The sequence below is a fragment of the Cohnella sp. OV330 genome (assembly GCF_900112065.1).
In the GTDB taxonomy this organism is placed as follows: Bacteria; Bacillota; Bacilli; order Paenibacillales; family Paenibacillaceae; genus Cohnella.
This window is the reverse complement of the sequence record NZ_FOKE01000007.1, coordinates 213,252-238,670: the sequence shown is the minus strand read 5'-3', so window position 1 is coordinate 238,670 and position 25,419 is coordinate 213,252. Positions and strand designations below refer to the sequence as shown.

20 protein-coding genes are annotated in these 25,419 nt (G+C 62.3%); 1 reads left to right on the top strand and 19 read right to left on the bottom strand.

The window, feature by feature from the left end; genetic code table 11:
* Positions 1 to 112: 112 nt before the first annotated feature.
* The 7 genes from BM235_RS18155 to hisS form a co-directional block, all read right to left on the bottom strand.
* Positions 113 to 1,453, bottom strand: a complete 1,341-nt coding sequence (locus tag BM235_RS18155) for a hemolysin family protein (protein ID WP_090115639.1) — start codon at positions 1,451 to 1,453, stop codon at positions 113 to 115.
* A 284-nt stretch (positions 1,454 to 1,737) separates the two neighbouring features.
* Positions 1,738 to 3,054 (bottom strand): replication-associated recombination protein A, encoded by a 1,317-nt coding sequence (locus BM235_RS18150; RefSeq protein WP_090115638.1) that lies wholly within the window; start codon positions 3,052 to 3,054, stop codon positions 1,738 to 1,740.
* A gap of 99 nt (positions 3,055 to 3,153) precedes the next feature.
* A complete protein-coding gene (locus BM235_RS18145; protein WP_255374453.1) occupies positions 3,154 to 4,197 on the bottom strand; it encodes a CotH kinase family protein in 1,044 nt (347 codons plus the stop codon).
* Positions 4,198 to 4,371: 174 nt separating this feature from the next.
* Entirely contained in the window at positions 4,372 to 4,812 is a 441-nt protein-coding gene (locus tag BM235_RS32095) for a hypothetical protein (protein ID WP_090115637.1), read from the bottom strand.
* Between the two features lie 228 nt (positions 4,813 to 5,040).
* Entirely contained in the window at positions 5,041 to 5,799 is a 759-nt protein-coding gene (locus tag BM235_RS18135; RefSeq protein ID WP_090115636.1) for a tRNA threonylcarbamoyladenosine dehydratase, read from the bottom strand.
* A gap of 32 nt (positions 5,800 to 5,831) precedes the next feature.
* Positions 5,832 to 7,679, bottom strand: coding sequence for an aspartate--tRNA ligase (gene aspS / locus BM235_RS18130; protein WP_177244247.1), 1,848 nt, complete (start codon positions 7,677 to 7,679; stop codon positions 5,832 to 5,834).
* A gap of 2 nt (positions 7,680 to 7,681) precedes the next feature.
* On the bottom strand, positions 7,682 to 8,962 hold the full coding sequence (gene hisS, locus BM235_RS18125; RefSeq protein ID WP_090115634.1) for a histidine--tRNA ligase: 1,281 nt from the start codon (positions 8,960 to 8,962) through the stop codon (positions 7,682 to 7,684).
* A gap of 571 nt (positions 8,963 to 9,533) precedes the next feature.
* Between hisS and BM235_RS18120 the strand changes: the two genes are divergently transcribed.
* Positions 9,534 to 10,583, top strand: a complete 1,050-nt coding sequence (locus tag BM235_RS18120) for an NAD(P)/FAD-dependent oxidoreductase (protein ID WP_090115633.1) — start codon at positions 9,534 to 9,536, stop codon at positions 10,581 to 10,583.
* 237 nt (positions 10,584 to 10,820) lie between these two features.
* On the opposite strand, the gene BM235_RS32090 is transcribed toward BM235_RS18120, so the two are convergent.
* From BM235_RS32090 to recJ, 12 genes are all read right to left on the bottom strand, one after another.
* Complete coding sequence (locus BM235_RS32090; RefSeq protein WP_158544023.1) at positions 10,821 to 10,991, bottom strand: hypothetical protein; 171 nt, start codon at positions 10,989 to 10,991, stop codon at positions 10,821 to 10,823.
* A 123-nt stretch (positions 10,992 to 11,114) separates the two neighbouring features.
* Positions 11,115 to 11,558, bottom strand: a complete 444-nt coding sequence (gene dtd / locus BM235_RS18115) for a D-aminoacyl-tRNA deacylase (protein ID WP_090115632.1) — start codon at positions 11,556 to 11,558, stop codon at positions 11,115 to 11,117.
* A gap of 88 nt (positions 11,559 to 11,646) precedes the next feature.
* Positions 11,647 to 13,845 (bottom strand): RelA/SpoT family protein, encoded by a 2,199-nt coding sequence (locus tag BM235_RS18110; protein WP_090115631.1) that lies wholly within the window; start codon positions 13,843 to 13,845, stop codon positions 11,647 to 11,649.
* Positions 13,846 to 13,962: 117 nt separating this feature from the next.
* Positions 13,963 to 15,405: a sensor histidine kinase gene (locus tag BM235_RS18105; RefSeq protein ID WP_090115630.1), complete on the bottom strand. Its 1,443-nt coding sequence runs from the start codon at positions 15,403 to 15,405 to the stop codon at positions 13,963 to 13,965.
* Positions 15,402 to 16,082: a response regulator transcription factor gene (locus tag BM235_RS18100; RefSeq protein ID WP_090115629.1), complete on the bottom strand. Its 681-nt coding sequence runs from the start codon at positions 16,080 to 16,082 to the stop codon at positions 15,402 to 15,404. Before BM235_RS18100 ends, BM235_RS18105 begins: the two co-directional genes overlap by 4 nt.
* A gap of 36 nt (positions 16,083 to 16,118) precedes the next feature.
* Positions 16,119 to 17,285 carry an ABC transporter permease gene (locus BM235_RS18095; RefSeq protein ID WP_090115628.1) on the bottom strand — a complete coding sequence of 389 codons (1,167 nt, stop codon included), beginning with the start codon at positions 17,283 to 17,285 and terminating at the stop codon, positions 16,119 to 16,121.
* Positions 17,282 to 17,986, bottom strand: a complete 705-nt coding sequence (locus BM235_RS18090; protein WP_090115627.1) for an ABC transporter ATP-binding protein — start codon at positions 17,984 to 17,986, stop codon at positions 17,282 to 17,284. Before BM235_RS18090 ends, BM235_RS18095 begins: the two co-directional genes overlap by 4 nt.
* Position 17,987: 1 nt before the next feature.
* Entirely contained in the window at positions 17,988 to 19,574 is a 1,587-nt protein-coding gene (locus tag BM235_RS18085) for an efflux RND transporter periplasmic adaptor subunit (protein ID WP_090115626.1), read from the bottom strand.
* A gap of 388 nt (positions 19,575 to 19,962) precedes the next feature.
* Positions 19,963 to 21,534, bottom strand: a complete 1,572-nt coding sequence (locus BM235_RS18080; protein ID WP_090115625.1) for a sensor histidine kinase — start codon at positions 21,532 to 21,534, stop codon at positions 19,963 to 19,965.
* The gene (locus BM235_RS18075) at positions 21,531 to 22,214 is read right to left on the bottom strand and encodes a response regulator transcription factor (protein ID WP_090115624.1); all 684 of its coding nucleotides are present in this window, start codon (positions 22,212 to 22,214) and stop codon (positions 21,531 to 21,533) included. Before BM235_RS18075 ends, BM235_RS18080 begins: the two co-directional genes overlap by 4 nt.
* Before the next feature lie 210 nt (positions 22,215 to 22,424).
* Positions 22,425 to 22,937 (bottom strand): adenine phosphoribosyltransferase, encoded by a 513-nt coding sequence (locus BM235_RS18070; protein WP_090115623.1) that lies wholly within the window; start codon positions 22,935 to 22,937, stop codon positions 22,425 to 22,427.
* 38 nt (positions 22,938 to 22,975) lie between these two features.
* Entirely contained in the window at positions 22,976 to 25,399 is a 2,424-nt protein-coding gene (gene recJ / locus BM235_RS18065) for a single-stranded-DNA-specific exonuclease RecJ (protein ID WP_090115622.1), read from the bottom strand.
* Positions 25,400 to 25,419: the final 20 nt, after the last annotated feature.

Sequence of the window (25,419 nt, the reverse complement as noted above, 5' to 3'; positions counted from 1 at the left end):
TCGATTTTTTACGAACAAGTCGCCAATTCCGGCTACCTGTCTGAACGCAAAAAAGCCGCCCGCACCCTCACGGGGTGCGAACGGCGCATGCTTTGCGTCCGAATTAACTTGTTTAACCCGAAGCCTGCAGCGGCGAATGGCCTTCATACGCCTCGGGACGAATGATCGAGATCCGCGACACCCGAAGATTGTCGATCTCCGTCACGACGAAGCGGTAGCCGGATTCCAGCTCGATCGTCTGGTACTTGCGCGGAGGAATCTCGATTTGGGAGTACATCCAACCGCCGATCGTATCGTAGTCGTCCGAAGGAATAGCAAGGCCGAACTCCGAGTTGACCTCGTCGATCAGGACGAGTCCGCTCACCGAATAGGTGTATTCGTCCACCCGCTCCATCTCGGGGCGCTCCTCGTCGAATTCATCCTGGATCTCGCCCACCAGCTCTTCCATGATGTCTTCTAGCGTGACAAGACCTGACGTGCCGCCATACTCGTCGATGAGGATCGCGATCTGGGTTTTGCGCTTCTGCATCATCTTGAGCAGCGTGCTGATCGGCATGCTCTCCGGCACCGTCGTCATCGGACGGACCAGCTCGCGGATATCGTGCACGGCGTTATCGGGCAGCTTAAGCAGATCCTTGATATGAATAAAACCGATTATATCGTCCTTGTCGTCGTCGCAAAGCGGATAACGGGTGTGCATTTCCTTAAGCGCGATCGCTTTGTTCGCTTCGAACGGATGGTTCGCGTACAAGCATACCATCTCCGTGCGGGGTATCATGATCTCCCGTGCGTTCGTATCCGCAAAGTCGAAAATATTGTCCATCAGCGCAAGCTCGGTCTTGTCGATGATGCCGCTCTCGTGACTTTCCTTCATGAGAATGCGAATCTCCTCTTCCGTATGCGCGGACGAAGATTCGGACGCAGGCGCGATGCCGAACAGGCGGAGCAGGCCGTTGGCCATCCCGTTAAGCAGCCAGATGAACGGATTCATGATACGCGCGAAAAAAATGAGCGGGGCTGCGGTCCAAAGCGTAATTTTCTCCGCCTGGCGGATCGCCAGCGTCTTGGGCGCAAGCTCGCCGAGCACGATATGAAGCACGGTTATCAGCGTAAACGCGATGACGAAGGATACCGGATGGATCCAGGATTCGGGCAGTCCTACCGCTGCGAATAGCGGCTCGATCACGTCGGCGATCGCCGGTTCGCCGATCCAGCCGAGACCGAGGGAGGCCAAGGTGATGCCGAGCTGGCACGCGGACAGATAAGCGTCCAAATGTGAGGTCAAATGCGAAGCGAAGCGCGCGCGGGCGTTCCCCTCCTGCACGAGCGTATCGATGCGGGAACCGCGGACCTTGACCATCGCGAACTCCGCCGCGACGAAAAAGCCGTTCAGGAACACCAAAACGAGGATTAAGAGTAAATTCACCGCAACCGGAAAAGGGTCACCTTCCAAATTGTCCCTGCCCCCCTGACGGAGAACAGGTGCACCTCCTTTAAATTCAAAAAACAAAGAATACGGCTTAACGTTCCGATTAATACTCTAAGCTTAGTCGATGTTCGGTCGCCGCGTCAAACGCAGCATCGGGCCGAAAACGGGAGAAGAAGCGGTCCGCCCGGCCCTGAATCCGCTTCTATGCGGCATGAATGCCCCTTAAAGGCCTCATATCCCGGATCCCGGCGGTTTGGAAGCGGTGCAGGCTTGTCGGCCTGTCCGATTTCGCGAGACGGCTATCGAATTCAGGTACGCTCCGCCTTCTTTCTGCGCATTTGGTTCGTACGGATCCGGTCCTCCATTCCCTGCTCGGTCGCCTCGTAAAACGTCTTGTTTTTCAGCTTATCGGGCAAATATTGCTGCTCCACGTAGTGGCCCGGAAAATCGTGCGGATACTTGTAGCCGACATGCCCGAGCTTCTTGGCCCCGCCGTAATGGCCGTCGCGCAGATGCATCGGCACCTCGGCCGATTTGGTCTGCTCGAACGACGCTTCGATCTTGCCGATCGTCGCCGCGATCGCATTGGATTTCGGGCTCTCGACAGCGAAGAGGATCGCCTGGGCGACGATAAACTTCGATTCGGGCCAGCCTATCCGGTGATACGCCTCCATCGCGCTTACCGCCTGCACCATCGCCTGCGGGTTGGCCAGTCCGATATCCTCGCTGCACGCCACCGTCAGACGCCGAAGGAACGTCATCGGATCCATGCCAAGCCGCTCGACCGCGTACAAAAACCAATACAGCGCCGCGTCGCTCGACCCGCGCACGCTCTTGTGAAAAGCCGAGAGCACGTCATACTGCGTCGATTCGTCCGCCTGGATCGTAGGCTGGCGGATCGACTCCTCCGCCACCTCGAGCGTCACGCGGACGGAGCCGTCGGGCTCGGAGGGCGTCGTGACCGCCGCCAACTCGAGCGCCGTCAGCGCCCGCCGGATATCGCCGTTCGCCATCGACGCGATATGGTCCAGCGCTTCCTCGTCGACGTGGAGCTTCATAAAGCCAAGTCCTTTGACCGGATCCGCGATCGCCCGCCGCATCGCTTCGAGCGAATGCGCCTTCGTCAGCGCCTCGAGTCGGAACATCGTGGAGCGGGACAAGAGGGCGCCGTTGACCGAATGGTACGGATTTTCCGTGGTCGCCCCGATGAACACGATGATGCCTTTCTCGACGGCGGGCAGCAGGGCATCCTGCCGCGCGCTGTTGAACCGGTGCACCTCGTCCAGGAACAGGATCGTCTTGCGGCCGTACATGCTCTTGTTGCGCTCCGCCTGCTCGATCACCTCGCGCACGTCCTTGACGGACGCGTCTACCGCATTGAGCCGGACGAAGTCGCCTTCCGTGCGCTTCGAGATGATATGCGCGAGCGTCGTCTTCCCCGAGCCCGGCGGACCGAACAGCAAAATGGACGTGACCGCGTCCCCTTCGATCGCCCTGCGCAGCAGTTTGCCCGGTCCTACGATATGCGCTTGACCGATATATTCGTCGAGCGACTCCGGACGCATCCGGTCGGCCAGCAGCCTGGCAGTCGGTCGCTTTTCTTCACCGTAGCTGAACAAATCCATCGTATTCCCGCCTTTCCCATCCTATTATTTTATCAGACGGGAGGCTTTATCGGAAGCGACACGGGAACTGGCGTTCCTGCATGCGGCAGCGGAAAATACCTACAGTCGCTTCAAATCCCGCAGCAGAATCGCGCGCCTGTCGCGAATGTACTGCCGGATCGTCTTAAGTTCGTCGAAAAATCCTGCATAAGCGCCGCGCGCAATCCGCTCCGCGCGCATGTACGGGGCGATCTCCCGATGCAGCTTTTCGGCGCGGGGCATGATCGAACGCTCCGTGAAGACGGTCCCAAGCAAAGTCCGAAGCAAATTTTTATAGCGTTGCTTTAACGACTTGTCGCTCAGCAGTTTTCGCGTCAGCGAATTGTAGCCGCCGATCTCCACCAGGTCCGCGTCGACGGATTTTCCGAAGCAATTGCGTCCCCAGGTCCCCTCGTAATCCCACGGTGCCATCGACCAACGGCCCGTGGCCCGGTTCCTGTAGATCGCGTAGTTCTGGTCGAAGCCGTCGTAATTGCCTGTGAGGACGGCGCCGCTCAGCCAGCGCAAATAATTGTCGATGTCGAGGCGGGACCTGAGATAGGCAGCCGTCTCCGCAGGCGATCTCCGCCGGTGAAGGCCGGCGATAAATCCGCGCAGCCGCTCCCGCTCGCCGCGTCCGCCGAAGCGGTACTCGTAGCCGTCCAGCAGCGACGCGCGCGGTGCCGCCCTAAAGTCCGCACGGTCGTTGACCGCATAGAACAGGCTCGAAGCGCGCAGCCCCCTTTTTCGGAAAAAATCGGCGTCCACCGACTCGATCTCCAAATATACCCCGAGCGGCGCGCCGTTGAGCGCTAGGAGTACGTGGCGGGCCGAGGGGCTAGGCAATCCGACGCGATCCAAAAACCAAAAGGACAGCGCGTTGCGGATCATCGAAGGATCGTCTAACTCGGCATTGTAATGGCGCGTTCCTTCGGCCGAGGCGACCTCGAACGACCGCTTCGGATACGCGCGCGTATGTCCTCCCCTGTAGCGGACGCTGACGCTCGCGGCGCCTGCGCGCCAGCCCTCCATCGCTGCGGGGACGAAGCGTCCGTTCCACAGGTTGTTCTCCATCTCGGCCAAATGACGGTCCGAGACGCGCAGCATTCTGACCGGTAAGGGCACGAGCCTCGCCTCCGCTCCGGGCCGCTCGCCCTCTAGGATTATGGATAGCCTATTCGGGCGGCGGGCGAACGTGACGGTTCGCCATTGCAGGGACATTTTCTGACGAAAAAGAAAAACCGCCATCGAACGATGGCGGCTTGCGGCAGCTCCGGGACGATCGCGCGCAAATGCGCGTTAACGGTTTTTACGGCCGCGCTTCGCGGACGCCGTTCTTGCGGAGCGGTGCGAATGCGAGCCCGAATACGAGTGATGTTGTCCGTCTTGGCCGGATCCGGGGCCGCCGATTCCGCCGAGCGAACCAAGCCCGGATTCCGCTCCCCAGCCGAGGCCGCCTTCAAGGCCGCCTAGCCCGCCGAGACCGCCCAGGCTGCCGATGCCTCCAAGGCCGCCCCCGATCGGATCGATCGGCTCGGGACGGACAGGTGCCGCGCCAGAGCCGGAATGATGATGGCTCCGATGGCTGTGGTGGCTGTGGTGGCTGTGGTGGTCTTCGCGATGCTTGCGGTGCGGCTTGCAGCCGCACTTTTTAGGGTGCTTGCGATGCTTTTTGGGATGCGGCTTGCACTTGGATGCGAGAAGTACGTTTTTCCCGCTTGCGGACGATTGCTTGCTCATGACTCTACACCTCCATACGACAAGGATGATCCAGTGTATGAAGGACAACTGCGGAGTGACAGGGACAATGGCACAATTTGGGCGCGAGCCGCTAAATTGGGTCTTGCTGCAGCGAAACAACCGCCGAAATGCGCAAAAACCTTCTGCGGGAGCGCCGATTGGCGGCATCCGGAGAAGGCTTTTTGATTGTACAGTTAGGGGGCTACATGTCTACGCGTGTCTACGCGTCTATTCTTTCTTACGGCCCGCCTCCACCAATTCGCGGAAGACGACGCTCACCATAATGAGCCCCGCGACCGGCGGCACGAAGGCGTTGCTGGACGGCGGCTGCTGCGCTTTGCGGATTTCCTTCGGCGCCGTGTCCGGCACGATGCGCTGGGTTACGTCTTCGCGCGGCTTGATCGGGTCTTCCGTGGAGAAGACGACCTTGACGCCTTTTTTAATGCCCTCTTTGCGCAGCTTGGTGCGGATGACGCGCGCGATCGGATCGACCGTCGTCTTGGAGATGTCCGCGACCTGGAACCGGCTCGGATCCGTCTTGTTCGCCGCGCCCATGCTCGAGATGATCGGAATGCGGCGCTCTAGGCACTGCTTGATCAGGTGAATCTTGTAAGAGATCGTATCGGAAGCGTCGACCACGTAGTCCAGCGGATACTTGAACAGCTCTTCGTACGTCTCCTCCGTATAAAACATCTTCAGCGCGATCGCGTCGCAATCCGGATTGATCAGCTTGATGCGGTCGCGCATCAGCTCGGCCTTCGGCTGGCCGACGGTCGTCGTGAGCGCATGGATCTGCCGGTTGACGTTGGTGATGTCCACGACGTCCTTGTCGATCAGGATGATGCGCCCGATGCCCGAACGGGCGAGCGCCTCGGCGGCGATGCCGCCGACGCCCCCGATCCCGAGCACGGCGACCGTGCTCCCCTTAAGCGTCTCGAGTCCTTCGGGTCCGATGGCTAGCTCCGTGCGCGAGAACTGGTGCAGCATAGGATCGCTCCTCCCTTAGCCTTAAGATCCGGTTATTCCTTGGCGGCAGCCGGCTCTTCGCCCCCGGCTTCGGACTCGGACTGCTCGGCCGGCGCGGCCGCCTTCGCTTGGGCGGCGAGGGCTTTGGCCGAGAGGCGAATGTGCAGGTCCTCGAGCTGCTTGTGCTCGACGCCAGAAGGCGCGTCCGTCAGCAGATCCGTCGCGCTCGCCGTCTTCGGGAAGGCGATCGTCTCGCGCAGGTTCGTGCGGCCGGTCAGCAGCATGATCAGACGGTCGAGGCCGAAGGCGATGCCGCCGTGGGGAGGCGTGCCGTAGTCGAACGCGTCGAGGAAGAAGCCGAAGCGCTCCTTCGCTTCTTCGAGCGTGAAGCCAAGCGCGGAGAACATCTTCTCTTGCACTTCGCGGCGGTAAATCCGCATCGAGCCGCCGCCGACTTCATAGCCGTTCAGGACGATATCGTACGCCTGCGCGCGGATCGCGCCCGGATCGGTATCGAACAGCGCGACGTCCTCGTCGCGCGGACGGGTGAACGGATGGTGCTCGGCGACAAAGCGCTTGCCCTCTTCGTCCCAGCCGAGAAGCGGGAAGTCGACGACCCAGAGGAACTTGAACTTCTTGTTGTCGATCAGGCCGAGATCGCGGCCGACCTTAAGGCGCAGGTTGCCCATGACGTCGGCGGCCGTCTTCAGCTTGTCGGCGGAGAAGCAAATCAAATCGCCGTCTTCGACGCCCAGCCGTTCGGTCAGCGCGGCAATCTCTTCAGGCTTGAAGAACTTGACGATCGGCCCCTTCCACTCGCCGTCCTTGACCGTGATCCAGGCGATGCCCTTGCCGCCGTAGCGGGCGGCGAACGGCTGCAGGTCGTCGAGCTCCTTGCGGCTCCAGCTCGCGCAGCCCTTGGCGTTCAGCGCCTTGACCACGCCGCCGCCGGCCGCGACCGAAGCGAACACCTTGACGTCGCTCGTCTTGACGATGTCGGTGACGTCCTCGATCTCGAGCCCGAAGCGCAGGTCCGGCTTGTCCGAGCCGTACTTGTGGATCGCGTCCGAATACGTCAGGCGCTGGAACGGCGTCTCGATCTCGGCTCCGATCGTCTCGCGGAACAGGCGCGCCATCAGCTCCTCCATCATGCCGAGCAGCTGGTCCTGCGACAGGAACGACGTCTCGATGTCGACCTGCGTAAACTCCGGCTGGCGGTCGGCGCGAAGATCCTCGTCGCGGAAGCAGCGGGCGACCTGGTAGTAGCGCTCGATGCCGCCGATCATGAGCAGCTGCTTGAACAGCTGCGGCGACTGCGGCAGGGCGAAAAACTCGCCTGGGTGCACGCGGCTCGGTACGAGGTAGTCTCGCGCGCCTTCCGGCGTGCTCAGCGTCAGGATCGGCGTCTCGACGTCAAGGAAGCCGTTCTCGTCCAGGAAGTCGCGGAATACCTTAGTCGCCTTGGAGCGCAGGTACAGCGTGCGCTGCATCTCCGGACGGCGCAGGTCGAGATATCGATACTTCAGTCGCAGCGACTCGTCCACTTCGACGCCGTCCTCGATCGGGAACGGCGGCGTCTTGGCGCTATTCATGATCTCGACCTCGGTCACTTGCACTTCGATTTCGCCGGTCGCGAGGTTCGCGTTCACCGTCTCGGGATCGCGTTCGACGACCTTGCCCTTCACCGCGAGCACGTATTCGTTGCGCGCGCGTCCTCCCAGCTCCAGCGCGTCGCCGGAAAATTCGGGATTGAATACGATCTGCACGATCCCGCTGCGGTCGCGGAGGTCGATGAACAGAATGCCGCCGAAGTCGCGCCAGCCCTGTACCCAACCGTTCAGCACGACGGACTGTCCTACGTGTTCTTTTGTCAGCTTGCCTGCGTCAAATGTTTTAAGCATCGTCATTGCGCTAACCCCTCTTCGTCTTGTTGGTTCCATTCGCGTACCGCTTCGGCCAGCTTGGCGAGCGGCACTTGCCGCTGCTCTTGCGTCCTTAGGTTTTTCAGCCCGACCTCGCCGCGCTCAAGCTCGTCGTCGCCGATGACGGCCGCATAACGAGCGCCGATGCGGTCGGCTGCCTTGAACAGCGTCTTCGTCTTGCGCCCCTGGTAGTCCTTGTCGACCGACAGGCCCGCTTCGCGCAGCCGGTAGAGCAGTCCCGGCGTCTCCCGCTCCGCCCGCTCGCCGAGCGCGATCACGAATACGTCGACGGCCGGCCCGAAGTCCGGCTTCGCGTTCTGGCTCTCGAGCAGCATGACCGTGCGCTCGAGTCCGAGGCCAAGGCCGACGCCCGGACGGTCCTCGCCGCCGATCTGCGAGACGAGGCCGTTGTAGCGTCCGCCGCCCCCGATCGTGTCGATCGCGCCGATGCCCTTCGCCTTGTACTCGAACGCCGTATGCGTGTAGTAGTCCAGGCCGCGCACGAGCCGCGGATTGACCCGGTACGGGATGCCCATGTCGTCCAGGTACCGGCGAACGAGCGCGAAGTGCGTGCTGCATGCCTCGTCCAGACTATCGAGGATCGAAGGCGCGCCTTCGAACTTGTCCTGGTCGACTTTGCAGTCGAGCACGCGCAGCGGATTGCGCTCCATGCGCGACTGACAGTCTTTGCACAGCGTGTCCTTGATCGGACGGAGGAAGCCGAGCAGCGTCTCCCGGTAAGCCGCGCGCACCTCGGGCGTGCCGACGGAGTTGATGTCGACGGTCACGCCGGTCAGGCCCACTTCCTTATAGAAGGAATAGCCAAGCGCCACGACCTCGGCGTCGAGCGCCGGATCCTCGGATCCGATCGCCTCCACCCCGAACTGGTGGAACTGGCGGTAGCGGCCTGCTTGCGCCCGCTCGTACCGGAACATCGGCCCGATGTAGTACAGCTTGGACAGCTCGGGCTCTCCGTACAGCTTGTTTTCGACATAGGCGCGGACGACGCCCGCAGTGCCTTCCGGCCGCAGCGTCATGCTGCGGTCGCCTTTGTCGACGAACGTATACATTTCCTTCTCGACGATGTCCGTCGTCTCGCCGACGCCCCGCTGGAAAAGCTCGGTCGCCTCGAATACGGGCGTGCGGATCTCCCTGAACCTGTACTTTCTGGCGACTTCCCTCGCGGTCCGCTCGACGTATTGCCACAGCTCGGACGCGCCCGGCAGGAAGTCCTGCGTGCCCGGCGGCTTTTGGAATGCCATTGCTGCACCACCCTCTCGAATTCGTCAAAAAAAGCTCTCGTCCCGGACGGCGCATCGCTGCGCCATCCGGGACGAGAGCTCCTCATATGCTCCCGCGGTACCACCCGTCGTTCGAACGCGCTCTTCCGCAAATAACGCGGAAGCGATCGCGATCGCTCTCAAAACCGGTTAACGCCCGGCGTACGCCTGCTCGCTACTGATCGCGGAATCCCGGCGTCCGCGCTTCGGCGCGCTTCGCCTCTCTTCCGCCCGTTCGCGGGAGGTTCTCGGAGATGTCGTTCGTCCGGTCATCGGCGGATCGCTCGCAGCCTGAAGGCGATCCTCTCTGGAGAAGTGGGTCCGGAGTACTTGTTCCCGTCATTGAATCCATGGCTTGATACAATTGAGTTTCATTTTACCCTCCGCCCGGCCGGCATGTCAAGAAATGGCCTCAATTAGGAAAGATTCTGAGCGCAATGAATCAATAACGATTCTCATTCTCATGAGAATATGGTACCATAAAGGAAAAGAGTCCTGCGGACTGCCTGCAGCCCGGCTCAATACGCGACCATAAAGGAGCGATCGATCGCATATGCAACCGAACGTATTCGACGTCACCATCATCGGCGGAGGCCCGGCCGGGCTGTACTCCGCATTTTATAGCGGTTTGCGCGAAATGAAGACCAAACTCATCGAGTATCAGCCGATACTCGGAGGCAAGGTCAACGTCTACCCCGAGAAAATGATCTGGGACGTCGGCGGCCTCACGCCGGTGACCGGCGAGCAGCTGGTCAAGCAGTTGATCCAGCAGGGCCTCACCTTCAGCCCCGAAGTCGTCCTGGGGGAAAAAGTCACGTCCATCTCCAAAGGCGAGGACGGTCTGTTCGTCCTGTGCACGGATTCTGGCGACAAGCACTATTCGAAAACGGTCATTCTTGCCGTCGGCGGCGGCATCCTGAAGCCGACCAAGCTCAACATCGATGGCGCGGACCGGTTCGAGGTGTCCAACCTCCACTATACCGTCAAGTCCCTCTCCCGCTTCAAAGACAAGATCGTCCTGATCTCGGGCGGCGGCAACTCGGCGATCGACTGGGCCAATGAGCTGGAACCGATCGCGTCGAAAGTATACCTGACCTACCGCAAGGAAACGTTGAAGGGCCACGAAGCCGAGATCACGAAGCTGAACAGCGGTACCGTCGTCTGCCTGCTGAACACGGCGATCGACAAACTCGTCGCTTCGGAAAATCACGATGCGATCTGCAGCGTCATGCTGAAAAACGTAGAAGACGAATCCACGGTCGAGCTCCAGGTCGACGAGGTCATCATCAATCATGGCTACGAGCGCGACAGCGATATGCTCGACAAGAGCGACATCGACGTCCGGATGAGACCGGATTGGGGCATCGACGGCACGCCGATGAGCGAGACGTCCGTGCCTGGCCTCTATGCGGCCGGCGACATATTGGCGCATGACGGCAAGCTTCACCTGATCGCGGGCGCCTTCCAGGACGCCGCGAACGCCGTCAACAAGGCAAAGCAATACATTACGCCCGAAGCGAATGCCTATGGCATGGTGTCCTCGCACAACGACGTGTTCGCGAAGCGCAACGCGGAGCTCAAGAAGCAAATGTTCGCCAAGTAATCGGACAGCGAGAAAATAGGCAAAGAAAGAGCCCGCTCGATAATCGAGCGGGCTTAAGTTTGTTGCTGTATAGAAAAAGGGGGTCACCAACTATATTAGTCGGAATTCATTAAGGGCGGATGAAGCTAACATTACGGGTTTGTTACAATCGCGGGAAAACGGTACCGTCGGCTGCACGTAGATCCGTCGGCTGCACGCCTTCATCTTACCTGCTGCAGACGACGATCCCATTCGCGATCATCCGCGCTTCGGGCGGCGAGGGCGCATGCCGCCGTCGCCGGTCGTATCCCGAGGCGCGAGTTCCGCCGCGAACTCCTCGCCCATCAACGATTGCGCTTCGCGGCGATCCGCGCCCGGCAGCGTCCTGCCCGCTCGATCCATCCGCGCTTCCTTCGGAGACTGGCGCATACGATCGGCTCCTTTCCATGCTGAAAAGAATAACGATACGTAGTGTTGCCCTCGGCTCGTTTTTCCATTCAGCTTAGATCGAAAGAGCAGCCGGTCAAGCGAAGCCCCTTCCTACTATATCCGTTATTCCTTCGTATCCAGAATCAAAGTCACCGGACCGTCGTTCGTCAGCGTCACGTCCATCATCGCCCCGAAAGAGCCGGTCTCGACGGTCAATCCCGCTTCGCGCAGCATCCCGTTAAACCGGTCATAGAGCGCGGAAGCCGCCTCCGGCCTCGCCGCGTCCATGAAGTTCGGACGCCTCCCCTTGCGGGTATCCCCGAACAGCGTGAACTGCGAGACGGACAGAATCGCTCCGCCAGTCTCCTTCACAGACAAATTCATTTTGCCGCCGTCGTCCTCGAAAATGCGAAGGCCGGCGATCTTGTCCGCCATCCAGGCGGCATCACGCTCGGTATCTTCATGACCGACGCCAACGAGCAGCAGCAGTCCCGCTCCGATTTGTCCGACCGTTTTTCCTTCGATGTCGACGCGGGCCGCGGACACCCGCTGCAAAACCACCTTCATCGTCTAAACCCCTCCCGGACGCATAAGCGGCGGCCGAGTCGGCCGCCGCAATGGTCGTTTTACATTTCCAGCTGCATGTCTAGCATCCCTACTGCATGAGCCGCTGCACGGAGAAAATATCCTTGATCCGCTTAATCTTGTCTACCACGTTCTGAAGATGCTCCTTGTTGCGAATCAGGATCGTCAGGTGCATGATCGCGACCTTGTTGCGGTCCGAGCGGCCCGAGACGGCCGCGATATTGGTCTTGCTCTCCGATACCGTCTGCAGCACCTCGTTGAGCAGGCCCCGGCGATCGTGGCCAAGGATCTCGATCTCGACGCTGTAGCTCGCCTCGACCTCCTCGCACCATTCGACCTCGATGACGCGCTGCGCCTCTTCGCCCTCGGCGGCCGTCGGCAGGTTTTGACAGTCCGAACGGTGAACGGATACGCCGCGCCCGCGGGTAATGTAGCCGATGATCGGATCGCCCGGCACCGGGTTGCAGCAGCGCGCGAAGCGGACGAGCAAATTGTCGACGCCTTTGACCCGGACGCCGCTCGACGTGCGCGACCGGTTCGCGGCGGCGGCCGCCGAAGGGGCGCGTACTTCCTTGACCTCGTTGGTCAGCTGGATCTGCTGCGCTTCTTCGGCTTCCCTGCGCAGCTTCTCCGTCAGCCGGGTGACGACCTGCGCGGCCGTGATGCCGCTGAAGCCGATCGCGGACATCATATCCTCGGTATCGTTAAACGTAAACTTGCGCGCAGCCTCGAGCAGCTTGTCGTCCGTCATCCACTCGGAGGGCTCCAGTCCGAGGCGCTTCAGCTCGCGCTCGATAGCGTCCCGGCCCTTCGCCACGTTCTCCTCGCGCTTTTCCTTTTTGAACCAGGCGCGAATCTTGGCGCGCGCGTGCGAGGACTGCGCGACCTTCAGCCAATCCTGGCTCGGTCCGTACGAGTGCTTGGACGTGAGGATCTCGACGATGTCGCCGGTCTTGAGCTTGTGGTCGAGCGGGACGATCCGGCCGTTGACCTTGGCGCCGATCGTCCGGTTGCCGACCTCGGTGTGAATCCGGTACGCGAAGTCGAGCGGCACGGCGCCGGCCGGCAGTTCGTACACTTCGCCTTTGGGCGTGAACACGAATACGAGATCGGTGAAGAAATCCATCTTCAGCGACTCCATGAACTCGGCGGCGTCCCTCGTCTCCTGCTGCAGCTCGATAATCTCGCGGAACCAGCTCATCTTGTCGCCGAAGCTGCCCGCCACGTTGCCCGAATCCTTGCCTTCCTTGTAGGCCCAGTGGGCGGCGATCCCGTATTCGCTCGTACGGTGCATGTCCCAGGTGCGGATCTGCACCTCGGTCGGCTCGCCTGTCGGCCCGACGACGGTCGTATGGAGCGACTGGTACATATTCGCCTTGGGCATCGCGATATAGTCCTTGAAGCGGCCCGGCATCGGCTTCCAAAGCGTATGGATGATGCCCAGCGTCGCGTAGCAATCCTTGACGTTGTCCACGAGGATGCGGATCGCCAGCAGGTCGTAGATCTCGTTGAACTGCTTGCCGCGTTCGGTCATCTTCTTGTAAATGCTGTAGATATGCTTGGGGCGGCCCGAGATATCGCCTTGAATGCCCATCTCCTCGAGCTTCTCGCGGATCTTGTCGACGAGCTCGGAGATGTATTGCTCGCGCTCCGTGCGCTTTTTCTTCATCAAGTTGGCGATCCGGTAATATTGCTGCGGATTGAGATAGCGCAGCGCGATATCCTCCATCTCCCACTTGATGGCGCTCATCCCGAGCCGGTGCGCGATGGGGCAGTATATCTCCATCGTCTCGTGCGCGATGCGCCGCTGGCTCTCCTCGGACTGGAACTTCAGCGTCCGCATATTGTGCAGGCGATCCGCCAGCTTGATGAGGATGACGCGGATGTCGTTGGCCATCGCGACGAACATCTTGCGGTAATTCTCGTTCTGTTGTTCTTCCTTGGAGCGGAACTGGATTTTCTCCAGCTTCGTGAGCCCGTCCACGAGACCTGCGATCGTCTCGCCGAACTCGCCGCGCACGTCCTCGACCGTCACGGTCGTGTCTTCGACGACGTCGTGCAAGAGCGCCGCTTCGACGGTGACGACGTCCATCTGCATCTGAACCATGATCTCCGCTACCGCTAAGGGGTGGAGAATATAAGGCTCGCCAGATTTGCGCAGCTGCCCCCGGTGCGCCTCGTCGGCGTACGCGTAGGCCTCCCGGATGCGCTCTAAGTCCTGTTCCTTCATGTATGTCGACGCTTTTTCAAGCAGCTGCTCCATGCCCATGCCATGTTCCTTTCCGCTCCGGGCCAGCGAGAAAAAACGCGGGCCGCCGCGAATCGTGAAGTATTCCCTCCATTATGCCTCTTGGCGGAGGGAACCGTCAACAGCCCGCGGGCGCCGTCAGGCCCCGTCGCGGGCGGAATAAGGCGGATGGGACGGCTGCTCCGACAGCGGCAGCGAGAAGGTGAACACCGTGCCGACCCCCTCGGCGCTGTCGACGGAAGCCGCTGTGCCGTGCTTCTCGAGCACGAATTGAACGATGGCGAGTCCCAGGCCGCTGCCCGTTCGCGCGGAGCGGGCTTTGTCGGATTTATAGAAACGCTGCCAGATTTTATCGAGCTCTTCGCCGGGAATGCCGACGCCGCGATCCCGCACGCTGACTCGCGCGCGCGCTCCGTCGCGGACCGCTTCGACATGCACCGTCCGGCCGTTCGGCGAGAACTGGATCGCGTTCAGCGCGAGATTCGCGAGCACCTGGTCGATCCGGTCGGGATCCGCCAGCACCCAGAGGTCCTCAGCGTCCCCGATCAGCTCGAGCTTGATGCCCCGGCGCTCCGCATCGGGAGACATGCGGGCGAGCAGCCCCCGGATCCAACTGCTGAGATTGTACGGCACCGGCGAGATCTCGAGCTGACCCGTCTCCATGCGCGCCACGTCGAGCAAGTCGTTGACGAGCCGGTTCATCCGCTGCGTCTGCTCGCGAACGAGCCCCAGGTAGTGCATTTCTTTATCCTGCGGCACGGCGCCGTCCAGCATCGCCTCGACGAAGCCGCCGATCGAGGTGAGCGGGGATCTGAGGTCGTGCGACACGTTGGCGAGAAACTCTCTGCGCATCCGGTCGAGACTGCCCAGCTCGGCGGACATATGGTTGAGCGAAGAGGCCAATTCGCCGATCTCGTCGCGATGCCGGTCGGGCAGTCGGGTATCGAACTTGCCCTTGGCGATATCCCTGGCCGCCTGCGTCATGCGCCTGAGCCTTGCCGTCATGCCGCGCGAAACGATGAGAACCATGATTGTCGAGACCACGAGCATCGTGATCATAATGTTGCGGAACAAGCCGCTGAATACGTTAAAATCCTGCTGGAACGCCTGCGAAACGATTAGAATCGTCTGTGCGTTCCACGAAGCGTCGCCGCCGACGGGCCCCGCCGCGATGCGGATCTTGCCTTCGCCGGACGCGTCGCCGGGTCGCCAATGCTTGTCCCGGGCCGCCAGCGTCTCTTTCAGCGCCTGCGGATCGATCTCTACGTTCCCGCCGGCGTTCGGATTGCCCGACTGCAGCACGACCTCCCCTGCGTTGTTCAAAATGACGATCGTCCGGTTCGGCCCCCCGCTCATCTGAAGCGCGGACGTCATCTGCGTACGGCTCCACTGTTCCCGGTACGCGCTGCGCACGAGCGCCGCCGTCACGTCGAGCTGCCGCGCTTCCATCTGGTCGTTGCGATCCCGCAGCTGCGACCGGACGAAACGGTCGGAAACGAACATCGTGATGGCGAAGGAGATGAGCAGAACGGCAAAAAAGGCGAGCAGCAGCTTGACGGTAATGCCGCTGTACCGCCTCATGCCCCGCTCACCTCGAATTTGTAGCCGACGCCCCGTATGGTTTCGATTCGATAATGCTCCGTCATGCCGATTTTCTCCCGGATTCTCTTGATGTGCACGTCTACCGTGCGCGGATCGCCGTCGAATTCGAAGCCCCATATCCGATCCAGGAGCTGATCCCTGGTGAAAACCCGGCCGGGAATCGAAGCGAGCAGATGCAGCAGCTCCATCTCCTTGGGCGGCAGCGTAAGCTCCGATCCGCAGCACTCGACGATATAGCGGTCCAGGTCGATCGTCAGGTCGGGGATCCGGATCGGTTCCCGCGCGAACCCCGGCATCGTCCGCCGGAGAACGGCGCGCACGCGAGCCATGAGCTCCTTCGGATCGAAAGGCTTCACGAGGTAATCGTCCGCGCCGAGCTCGAAGCCCTTGAGCTTGTCGTAGCTCTCGCCCTTGCCCGTGAGGATGATGATCGGCGTCGAGCGCTCGGCGCGAATCTTGCGGCAGACGGCCCAGCCGTCCAGCCCCGGTAGCATAAGGTCGAGAATGACGAGATCGGGAGGTCTGGCGGAAAACAGATCCCAACCGTCCTCCCCGTCGCCCGCCACGTCGTAGCCGAAGCCTTCGCGCTTCAGATACAGGCCGATCAACTCGCTGATGTACGGATCGTCTTCGATGACGAGGATGTGCGCGGACAACCGGCCTGCCTCCTTTCATTCAAGCTTGCGATTCGATTATTGGCGCAGCGCCTCGACCGGATTGAGACGGGATGCACGCCTAGCCGGCAGAAACCCGAACAGCACGCCGACGCCGATCGAAAAGACGACCGCGATCACCATGATATCGACGGACGGAGAAGCGGGCGAATCCATCATTTTGCCGACGAACTTGGAGCCGCTCGCGCCGACCGCCACCCCGGCGATGCCGCCGAGCAGGCCGATCATCGAAGCCTCGACGAGAAACTGGAACAGAATGTCGCGCTGCTTGGCCCCGAGCGACTTGCGGATGCCGATCTCCCGCGTGCGCTCCGTCACCGAGACGAGCATCATGTTCATGACGCCGATGCCGCCGACGAGCAGGGAGATAGCCGCCACGTAGGTCAGCAGCGTAGAGACCGAAGTCGATACCGACGTGATCGTCTCGAGCAGATCCTGTTGGTTGAACACATTATAGCTGTCTTCGTCGTTGCGGAAAAAGGATTTGAGGTTGCTCTCGAGCGCCGTCTGCACCTTGTCTACGTTTTTCTCGCTGTCGACCTGCACGTAGATCGTGCGGATCGCGTCCGTCTGAAGCACGACGCGCGCCGTGGACAACGGCACGATGACGACGTTGTCGCTCGATCCGTTCGTCGTGCTGCCCTTTGCTGCGAGGACGCCTACGATCTTGTACGGAATGCCGTTCAGCGAAATCTTGCTGCCGACCGGATTGCTCAGCTTCAGCTCGGTCACGACCTCGGAACCGATGACGGCCACCTTTTGCTTAAACGAGTCGTCGATGTCCATGATAAAGCGACCCTGCGCCACCTCGTAATCGCGAATGCCGGCGAACGCCGAGGTCGTCGCGTTGACGGACGCCGAGTAGGTGAGCGTGCCGGACTTCGCGGTCACGTTGCCGCTGATGTTCGGCGCGTAGCTGTCGACGTTGTCCACGTCCGCCAGCGACTGCACGTCGGTCGGCTTGATGCTGGTGACCGCGCCGCGGCCGACGACGTTGACCGTCAGCATGTTCGTGCCGAGGCCCTGGAGCTGGCTCTTGACCTGCTCCGACGTGCCGTTGCCGATCGCGACCATGATCGTCACGGAAGCGACGCCGATCAAGATGCCGAGTACGGTGAGCAGCGTGCGAAGCGGCTGGGCGCGGACGCTCCCCCAAGCCATGCGGATGCCTTGGCTCAGCTTCATGAAGCGACGCTCCTCTCTTCGGTCAGCTTGCCGTCCTGAATGCGCACGACGCGCTGCGCCTGCTCGGCGACCTTCGGGTCGTGCGTGATGAGCACGATCGTATTGCCTTCGGCGTTCAGCTCCTTGAGCAGGCCGATGACGTCCCGGCTCGTCTTGCTGTCGAGCGCGCCCGTCGGTTCGTCCGCCAGCAGCAGAGGCGGCCGTCCCGCGAGCGCCCTGGCGATGGCGACGCGCTGCTGCTGACCGCCCGACAGCTGGTTCGGGACGTGATACATGCGATCGCCGAGCCCGACCTTCTCGAGCGCCTCCTTCGCGAGCGCCCGGCGTTCGCGGCCGGACATGCCGCGATAGATAAGCGGCAGCTCGACGTTTTCGATCGCCCGGAGACGGGGCAGCAGGTGGAAGCTTTGAAAGATAAAGCCGATCTTGTTGTTCCGAATGTTCGCCAGCTTATTGTCGCTGAGCTTGCCGACCTCGGCGCCGTCCAGCGAATACTTGCCGCTGGTCGGCGTATCGAGGCAACCGAGCACGTTCATGAGCGTCGACTTGCCGGAGCCCGAAGGCCCGATGATCGCCATGAAGTCGCCTTTGTTGACCGTAAGCGTAATGCCGTCGAGCGCGTTCAGCGTCTCTCCCGCCAGCGTGTACTTTTTGAATACGTCCTCCATGGTGATCAGAGGAGAGGGCGCGGACTTGCTCATGTCATCGACCTCCCGCAGTGCCCGTGCCGGTACGGACGCCGGTGCTGCCTGTACGATTGGTGCCGCCGCCAAAGTTGCCGCCCCCGCCGAAGTTGCCTCCGCCTGCCGGGAACGCGCCGCCGCCCGCGCCGAAGCCGCCGCCTATGGCGAAGCCCGCCTGCTGCTGATTGCCCGAGCTCGTCGATACCGTCACGGGGATCAGTACCGTCTGGCCTTCGGTCAGCCCGGTCAATACTTCGACTTGGGAATCCGTCGTGATGCCGACGGTAATCTCTTTGAGGGTAAAATTCGCGCTCGCGACGCCTGCGGCCGTCTGGCCTTGAGCGCCTCTCGTAAAGCCGCCGGCTGCCGCGCCATAGCCGCCTTGACGACCTGCGCCGCCGTAGCCGCCTTGTCTGCCCTGGCCGCCGCCGTAGCCGCCTTGAGCGCCGGCTGCGTTGCCGCCTTGAGCCGCACCTGCCTGAGGCATACCCTCTGGCACGTTACCGCCTGCCGCTTGACCGCCGGCAGACTGGCCGGTAGCTGGCTGACCGCCGGTTCCCTGGCCGCTTGCAGCCTGGTCGCCGCTTGGCGCTTGCCCGTCTGCAGCTTGCCCGCCTGCAGCCTGACCGCCGGCAGACTGGCCGCCTGCCGTTTGCCCCGTTGTCGTACCGTCCGCCGGGACGCGCACGAAATACTTCGTGCCCATCTGCGTAACCGCCTCGACCGGCACGAGCAGCGCGTCCTGCTTCGACTCGATGACGACGTCGACGCTTCCGTTCATGCCCGGCATGACGCCGTCCGTCTTATCCAGCCGCACCGTGACGGGGAACGTCGCGACTCCGTTCGTCGAGGTGCCTTCTTTGGCGATCTCGGTCACCTTGCCCGTGAACGCCTGGCCGCTGAGCGCGTCCATCGTGATGTTCGCGGTTTGCCCGAGCTTCAACTGCGAGATATCGAGCTCGTCCGCCGAGATCTGGATGTCCAGCTTGTCGTAGTTAACGATCGTGAACGCTTCGGTCTGGCCGTTTACCGCGTCGCCGTCCTTGATGTTCACGGCCGTCACCGTACCGTCGATCGATGCGACGATCGGGTCGGGCGCCTTCGCTTTTTCCTGCGTATCCTGCATGTCCAGCTGCGTTTGCTTGATGTTCAGCTGAATCGTCTTGATACTCATCTCGGCCGATTCGATATCGGCTTGCTCGGCACTGGAAATTTGCAGGGACTTCCATTTCTCCTGGGCCTGCTCCAGCTGCATCTGCAGTTGCTCGAGACTTAGCTCGGACTTGCTGAGGGAGAGACTGACGTCCTCGCCCTCGAACGTCGCGAGCACCGCTCCTTTTTTGACCGCCTGTCCTTCGGTTACCTTGACCGTCTCCACCGTCGCGGCTTCGGACGGCTTCACCGTCTCCGATTCGCTGACTTCGACGGCGCCGCTGCCGGAGACGCTCTTCGTGATCGTCCCTTTGGTCACGCGGGACTGGGTAAAGGACGGACCGCTCGTCGCCGCCTTCGTGTCCTTGGACGTATACCACCAATAGCCTCCGCCGCCGGCCGCGATCAGGCAGACGATCACGATCCAGGCGATCCACTTTCTGCTCTTCCTCATCCTAGACGACCTCCTATGTACGATAAGAGGAGACTAGCAGACTTGCGTGAATTAAAGATGAACAAGGGCTTAAAGACAGATGAAAATGCCGTTTCCGCACCACTCCCGAGGAAGAGCGCGAGCGGCTTTCCGCGCGCGCTCCGCCAATAATAAAACCGGACAAGACGGCTTCGTACGGGTATCATGCCGGTCACTCCTCGGGACGAAAGCTCCATGCCCCTAACTATAGGCGGCGGGTCTGAATGCTCCCTTAACTCGAACTGAGCGCTTCATGAGCCGATGCTGAAGGTTGCCTGAACGAGGGCGCGCAAGGAGGCTAGCGACGGCGGCGAAGGCATTCGGTCAAAAAAAGCTGCCTTCCCGCGAGGGAGAGGCAGCTTGACTATAATCAGGCTTCGAGCAAAAGAATCGTAAAGATGGTGCCCCGGCCTGGCTCGCTCGTAACCCCGATGCCGCCGCCGAGCGCGTCGACGATCGACTTGGAGATCGACAGCCCGAGTCCGGCCCCCCCGTATTTGCGCGTGCGGGAAGAGTCGCTTCGGTAGAAACGGTCGAATACATGCGGCAGGTGCGCGGCGTCGATGCCGGAGCCGTTGTCGCCGACGTCGAGATGCACGTGGCCGTCCGAGCGACGGATCGAGAGCGTGATGGCTCCCTCCTCCGCATCCGTGTGCTGAACGGCGTTGTGAAACAAATTGAGCACGACCTGCTTGATCTTATCCGGATCGTACAGGCAGTACATGCCCTCCGGCAGCGCGAACCCGACCTCGCGGGCGCCGGCCAGCATCCGCAGCTGCGGCTCCATCTCGCGCAGGGTGTCGCTCAGGTTGCCGCGGACGGCATGAACGCCGCCCCGTTGATCGAGCTTCGCCAGCGTCAGCAGGTCCCCGACCAGCTTGCGGAGCCGCTCCGACTCGCCGTGCATGCTGCGAAGCGCGCGCTCGAGCTGCTCGGGATTGTTCGATGCGCCCCGCAGCAGCACCTCCAGAAAGCCGTGAATCGAAGTGAGCGGCGTTCGCAGTTCATGCGAGGCGTCCGCTACGAATTGCCGCATATGCTCCTTCGCTTCCTTCTCGGTCTCGAACGCATCGCCTAGCCGCGACAGCATGCCGTTGAAGGAAGCGGACAACCGTCCGATCTCCACCGGCTTCGCGATCGCCGGGAATTGTTCGTCCAGGTTGCCGGCGTCGATCCGTTCGACCTTGTCGACCAGTTCGGACAGCGGCGTTAGCGTGCGACGCAGCACGGGCAGCAGCGCAAGCAGCCCCGCGAACAGCGCCAGCAGCGATAGAGCGCCGAACATCAGCAGTTGGCCGTTCAGCGTCCGCTTGAGCTCTTCCGTGCCCGTGCTGATCTGAATGACGCCGGAGCCTTGACCGTCCTTGCCGAGCGAACGAAGAACCACGAGCTGCTCGCGGCCTTCGGCATCTTTCGCGATCCGGTAGTCCGCGCCCCCCGGCTCGCCCTCCCCGCTATTCATGGCCGACTGGTACGTCTCGTCGGAGAGCCGCGGCGGCTCCGCCTGATCCGTCCATTCGGACAACGTCGTGAAGCTCAGATCGGTCCCGATCAGGACGACGGTCGCATCCGGGACGTAATAACGGCCTCGCATCTCGCCGGATGCGTCCGTTTGCCCCGTTTCCCCATCCCTCCAGCCGTCCGTATCGTCCTCGTCCTGCGGTTTGCCGATGCCCAGCCCGAACCCGGACTTCATCGTGCGGTCGACGCCTGAGGCGCCATGTCCCTGGCGGTCCCGCCAGATGTCCGGCGGCAGCGACAGGATCTGGCTTCGGAGCGCGGAAGCTTTGTTCTCGTAAGTGAACTTGCGCATGAGCACGTACTGGAACAATCCGATGAACACCAGCAGCACCGCCACCACGAGCAGCGACCGCGACAGCAGCTGAAGACGCAGCGAGCCCTTCAGTTGCGTTCGCGGGGCGCCCCCGGACGCCCGCCTCATGGCAGATCGATCCTGTAGCCCGCGCCGCGCAGCGTGCGGATCAACTGATGTTCCTTGTCCCCGAGCTTCTCGCGCAGCGATCGGATGTACACCTCGACGATGTTTTCGTCGCCTCCGAAATCGTAGCCCCAAACCTTGTCGAGGATGAGCGCCTTGCTCAGCACGATGCCATGGTTGATGACCATGTATTTGAGCAGCTCGTATTCGGTCGGCGACAGCTCCAGCACCCGGCCGCTAAGGCTGATCTCCTTGCGCCGGTCGTCGATGCTGATCGGACCGAACACGGCCTGGCCGGACATGAGCGGAAATTGGTTGCGAACACGCGCGTGAATGCGGGCCAGCAGCTCCTCGAAGCTGAACGGCTTGGACATATAGTCGTCCGCGCCCAGCAAAAGCCCTTTGACCCGATCGTCCACCTCGTCCTTGGCCGTGAGCATGATAACCGCCACGTTCTCGGTTTTCTTCAGCAGCTTGCAAGCCTCGAAGCCGTCCATGCCTGGCATCATCACGTCCAGGATAGCGACATGCGGCTTAAAGCTCTTGGCCAGGTTGATCGCCGTCATTCCGTCGGGCGCGGTCTGTACCTCGAAGCCTTCATTGACCAATCCCAGCTCTAAAAATTGCAAAATGTTCGGTTCGTCGTCTACGGCGAGAATACGTATGCCTTTGATTGGATTCATCGCGATGTCGCCCCTCTGCGTTGCCCGCTATTCGTGTATTCCCATTATGCTTCGAGGCGCTGAAGCGACTCTGAGGCGATGCTGAAGATCGGCTGAAGATCAAGCGAACCGAACGGCCGGGAAGGGAACGAGACCGCAAAAAGGCCGGACGCTCCGGCAGGCGGAACGTCCGGCCTCGGCAGCTGTGCCGCGATTCGCCGCGATATTCGGTTAGTACTGGACCAGCGACTCGACGCGCGCGCCCTTGAGCTTGTCCCGTCCGTCGAGATAGCTCAGCTCGATCAAGAAGGAGGCGCCGACGATCTCGCCGCCAAGCTGCTCGATGAGCTTGATCGTCGTCGCGATCGTGCCGCCCGTAGCCAGCAGATCGTCCGCGATGAGCACGCGCTGGCCCGGTTGGATCGCGTCCTTGTGCACGGCCAGCGTGTCTTTGCCGTACTCCAGGTCGTAGCCGGCTTCTACCGTCTCGCCGGGGAGCTTGCCCGACTTGCGGATCGGCACGAAGCCGACGCCGAGCGCCAGCGCGAGCGGCGCGCCGATGACGAAGCCGCGCGCTTCGGGACCGGCGACGATATCGATCTCCCAGTCCTTCACGCGTTCTTTAAGTTCGTCGATGGCGGCGCGGTATACCTCGCCGTTGTTTAGCAGGGTCGTAATATCCTTGAATCGGATCCCGGGTACGGGAAAATCGGGAATAACGCGAATATATGGTTTAAAATCCATTCTCAATCGCTCCTTCAGAACAAGTTCGCCAGCTTGCATTATACACTTGATCTCAGCCGCTTGCCATCGTTACCTTCGGCGAGCGCCCGCAGCCAATTCCGCAGCTCGGCCGGAGACATCGCGGCCAGCGCCTCGGCCTCCGACCGGAGCAGCGCCTTGCGGTATCTCGCGGACTCCTCCAGCTGACGCTTCGGGGGCTGGGCGACGATCTCGACCGACGCCCGGCTCCGCCGCAAGAAGCCGAGCTCCTCGAACACGTCCTGCATCATCACGACGTCCGCGAGCGTCCGGCCGGTTCGCTCCGCCACCTGGCGGAGAAATCCGTCCGGCGTCTCGATCCAGCTCCCTTTGCGTTTGAGCAGGCCGTACACTTCGCCGAACTGTTCCCGGCTCGGCATGCGTCCGCCCTGCGGCGATCGGCTGCGCGAGCCGGACGATGCGCGGCCGGCCGAGAGGAGATGGATCTCCTCGACGACGCAGCCGGTCAACAGCCCCCGCAGCCCCTCCAGGCCATCGCCCGCCTCCGGCAGATCGATGAGCACGAGGCGCAGCGTATCCGCGCCGGACGCCGCAGCGGCCGCTTCGGCGTATGAAGCGACGGTCAGCCCGGCGACTTCGCCGTGCGCCTCGCGCAGCTCGGCCACCGCGGCTTCGCTCGCCGCGACGGCGAGCAGGCCCGCCGAGCCGGCAGCCGCAGCCAGCGTCAGCAATGCGCTGCGCCAGTCGGCCTCGTGCCGACGGTCGTGCACGGGCAGCGCGGCCGACTGCCAATCCTGCAGCATGAGCTGCACGCGCTTGCTGCCGTTCCACTCGTTCACGGACAGCTCGCCCAGCACGTTCGCCGTCCCGCAGCCCAGCATGGCGCCGCAGTCGGCGCCTCTGCCGAAGTAAACGGCCTCCAGCTTGCGGCCGCCTTGCCCCAGCACCGCGCGCAAATGCCTGCTCTCCTTGCCCATCGCCTTGGCGTCGATCACTTCCGCGCCGCGCAGCACGAATCGGGGCGAAGGATTGCCGATGCCGCACGGTTCGAGCGCGCGAAGCTGCTCGGCGGCCTCGAGCGTCAGCTCGGAAGCTCTGCAGACGAGGTCGGCCTTCTTGCGCGGGATCCAGTCGTCCGCCGACAGCCAGCTTTCCGCGAGCGCGGACAGCTTCTCGCCCAGCGCGGCGACCCGCTCTGTCCGCATCGTCATGCCGGCCGCCGCCTTGTGGCCGCCGAAGTGCTCCAGCTCCTCCGCGCAGGCGGTGAGCGCGGCATGCAGGTCGAAGCCTTCGATCGAGCGCGCCGAGCCTTTGCACAGGCCCGTGGCTGCGTCGGCCGCAAGAACGACGGTCGGCTTGTAGTAACGCTCGACGAGCTTCGAGGCGACAAGGCCGGCGATGCCCGCGTTCCAGCCTTCGCCCGCGACGACGATCACCGCGGGGCCTCGCCCGCCGTGGGCAGCCGCGATCGCCTGCCAAGCGGCGTCGGCTTGGACGAGCGTGTCCTCTACCAGCTGCTGTCGTTCCTGATTCAGCATGTCAAGCTCTGCCGACAACAGCTCGGCTTCGCTCTGGTCGGCGGTGATGAGAAGCCGCAGCGCCGTATCCGCTTCGGCCAGCCTGCCGCCCGCGTTCAGCCGCGGCGCGAGCCCGAAAGCGATGCGGCCGCTCGTAAGCCGCCCCGGCTCGGCGCCGGAAATTTGCGCCAGCGCCTTGATGCCCGGTGACGGCCGCGCGTTCATCTCCTCGAGTCCCAGCTTCACGATCGCGCGATTTTCGCCGGTCAGCGGCATCAAGTCCGCGACGACGCCGATTGCCGCTACGTCCGCGAACGCGAGATCCGGTTCGCCGAGCATCGCATGCGCAAGCTTAAACGCGACCGCGGAGCCCGTGAGCTCCTTGAACGGATACGGGCAGCCGGGCTGCTTCGGATTGACGATGGCGACCGCCGCGGTCGGCAACGCGGCCGGCGGTTCATGGTGATCGGTCACGACGACGTCGATGCCGCGCGTTGCCGCATAGGCGATCTGCTCTACCGCGCTGATCCCGTTGTCTACCGTCACGATGAGCTTGACGCCCGCTTCCGCCGCCAGGTCGATCGCGGGCAGGTTGAGCCCGTAGCCCTCCTTGCTGCGATGCGGAATGTATGTATCGAAGTCGGCGCCGAGCCGATGGAGAAGCCTGTGCATAAGCGCCGTCGAGGTCACGCCGTCCGCGTCGTAATCGCCGTATACGCGGATACGCTCCCCGCCTTCGATCGCTTGGCGGATCCGGGCCACGGCCCGTTCCATGCCGAGCAGCAAATAGGGATCGTGCAGGTCGCGGAGCCCAGGATGCAGAAATCGCTCCGCCGCCTCCGCGTCCCGATAGCCCCGCGACACGAGGAGACGGCTGACGAGCGGCGCCAGCCCAAGCTGCGCGCCGAGAGCGGCCGCTTTTTCGTCGTCTTCTTCCGCCAATACCCAGCGATAGGTGGATTTCACCCGGAATCGCTCCTTTCTGC